This window comes from Acetonema longum DSM 6540, assembly GCF_000219125.1.
Taxonomy (GTDB): Bacteria; Bacillota; Negativicutes; order Sporomusales; family Acetonemataceae; genus Acetonema; species Acetonema longum.
Genome location: NZ_AFGF01000160.1, coordinates 1 through 2,723 on the forward strand (window position 1 = coordinate 1; position 2,723 = coordinate 2,723).

Consider the following 2,723-nt stretch of genomic DNA (forward strand, 5'->3'; position numbering starts at 1 on the left):
TAGCTGCATACTCCTGACTACGGAGACGCGCGTCAATACGCAAGAACCCTTGTCATACTAATTCTCTTATTTCTCACCATTGTTCATGATTTGCCGCTTAAGATCCTTAATTTCTTCATCAGTTTTCATCCCTTGAGGACTGTGAAGATTTTTAATCAATATGTTCATTGCTCGCAACGAAAGGACAAAATATATTATCAAAAAGGCCATAAATATAATCTCGGCGTTTTGTATAAAAATATGTAATACGCGCTGAATGAATGATTCTCCCGGTGGTATTAATATTAAATACAGACCTGCAACAACAGAAAACGTAGCATACATAATCCCTTTTAATATGTGTGAATTCCTTTTTCTGATAATATTGGTGTTTTTAATCTTTTCAACAATAGAATTATCTAACAGCCCAATAAGTAGAGAATAATTGGTATAAAGAAAGCCACCAAAAAGTGCGTTAACTGTTATTAAATTAAAGTGAAAGGAATTGTCTGTTGGTAGTGTAAACCACGATTTTCCAGTATACGCCGTAGATATACATCCGACAATAGATAAGATTAAAGGCAACACATTGCATAAACTGTGTAAAAACCTTTTTATGATGCCTCTCCTCCTTTCCCTACGAGGAATAATAATTATCGGTTACTCACGGCTAGAATCACATCTTTATATTGGTCATACACATTCATCATGTTCCTTTTATATTCACGAAGAATAACTTCTTTATCAATTTCAACTTTTTGTCCGTGTTCCTGCCGATATTCATCTACACTTATGGGATACTTAAAATATTCCTCATATAAATCATATTGACGTTGACGTTCACCAGTAGCTGGTTTCCCCGAAAGGATAACAGAACGATATCTTTTTCTGTTTTGCTGGCATTTTCGTATTAGACGAGTAATAATATCTATATCTTTTGAAAGCGCCTCACGGAAAGCCGGCTTAACTTCAAAAACAAGGCTTGAAGTATTTTGTCTAACCGCTTGTAATACCTCATCATCGTTAAATTCAAACAGTTTTTCTAAAATTTGTGCATCTGGTTGTGCTATATCAATCTGAACTTTATTTATTTCAGGTGCACGACCATTTAAAAGCTCTTTTATTAACTCCTGATTCGGAATGCCTTCAGTTTCAAGAGAAAAACGGTTGTTGTAACGTGAGAAAACTCTTGCCAAAGCCCCTTCGTTTGGAGCTCCTTTTGAATTAACGACTGACAGAATACCATGACGATAGCCTAAAATACAGTATGTAAACCACTCAACTCCGCTGTTAGCAATTTCATTTGGCGACAAAACATCCATCGTTTCATAAGTATTATAGTTTCTTTTCTGCATACTGTTGTTGGGGCGTTTTCGATTGAGCTTGGCAAATAAATATTCGGCAGTGTCCTCAATTACATCTAATATCATTGGCTCGGCGTTTTGATAAGTCAGTTCTAACGCATTATTCCGGCATTCCCTGCCAAACACTTCTTGAAATAAACCTCTAAATAAATTTACTGGCACTTCATTGTTTGTTTGAGTATCTCGAATAATAGTTTTGAAAAGGTAGATATTTTTTGTTGACATTCATATTCCTCCGTAATATTCAATTATTTCGTAGAATAGAATTATTTTTATATTTTTATATTTTTAATTAGAAGCGATACTGTTCCGTCTGGATTATTGATAAATTCGATTTCATCTACGTTAGAATATACTTGAGTAGGTATTTTAATTTCGACACCGCTGGATGTTTTAATAGCTTGTTTGCCGAATTTTTTCTGAAATTTTTCTGATAATGCTAATATCTCATCTTTTCCTATATCAACGGCAGCCAGCCTTTCAAAAAATTCCTCTCGAGCAGCAGGATTCTTCGCGAAAAACTTTTGCCCGAGATTCTCCACCACCAGAGGTTGCTCTTGCTGCAACTCATCAAACATAGTGGAAGAGATATGCGTATTCATTTCATCCTCTTTAGCATAATAGAGCTCTGCAACCTTTTCTGCGACTTTTAATATTTTAGTAGCTTTCTGTCGTGGCGTTTTATTCTCTGTACAGGCTAGAATTTGAGTCGAAAGATAGAAATCTTTTATTCCATCGACAGTGAATTGTCGCTCTATTACTTTAACAGAGGGAGTCTGCATATTAATAAAAAAGCCTTCGGGCACCTTTGCAGCTTGAGCAGGAAGTAGCGTTCTGTATCGGATTATATTAATTTCCTTATTATCATTCTTAACCCCTGCGAAATGTGTAAACGCACTTCTATAGTCAAACTTTAGCATGAATAAGTAGTCATTTCCATCCATTTGAGAAATACCCATAACTACATCCGCCACTGGGATTTCTGCATTTCTTCGCATTATACTAAACATATTCTCTGCGATACTTTGGGATATAGGAATCAAGTTCCACGATGCGTTTTGGCATTGCTCCCAAAGTGTTGATTCTGCCTTAAACATACATTCTTTTACATCATCACTGTGAAATGATTTATCAATGATCCCTGAGATATAATCCTCGATTTCTTTCTCTATCAGCATTAATCTGTCAGATAAAACTGGAAGGCCCGCTGATGTATCTAAAATATGTATAATCGCACTTTTGATCGTTACCGGCATAATTTATCCATCCTCTATTTCAGAATTAAAAAGTAATACTCTGTATTTTATATACTACATTATATAATGGCAGATTTCTACACCGTTTTCTATAATTTCCCTAAAAATACTGCATTCAATAATT

The 2,723-nt window shown here is 35.1% G+C and carries 2 protein-coding genes; both read right to left on the reverse strand.

Going from position 1 to position 2,723, the window contains the following annotated elements; all coding sequences use genetic code 11:
• Nucleotides 1-632 precede the first annotated feature (632 nt).
• Complete coding sequence (locus ALO_RS15055) at nucleotides 633-1,568, reverse strand: hypothetical protein (protein ID WP_004097438.1); 936 nt, start codon at nucleotides 1,566-1,568, stop codon at nucleotides 633-635.
• Nucleotides 1,569-1,615: 47 nt separating this feature from the next.
• Entirely contained in the window at nucleotides 1,616-2,599 is a 984-nt protein-coding gene (locus tag ALO_RS15060; protein WP_004097439.1) for a nucleoid-associated protein, read from the reverse strand.
• Nucleotides 2,600-2,723 lie beyond the last annotated feature (124 nt).

Bases quoted from the DNA above. Each gene is read 5' to 3' on its own strand.
- ALO_RS15055 (WP_004097438.1), bottom strand. From the start codon at position 1,568: ATGTCAACAAAAAATATCTACCTTTTCAAAACTATTATTCGAGATACT.
- ALO_RS15060 (WP_004097439.1), bottom strand. From the start codon at position 2,599: ATGCCGGTAACGATCAAAAGTGCGATTATACATATTTTAGATACATCA.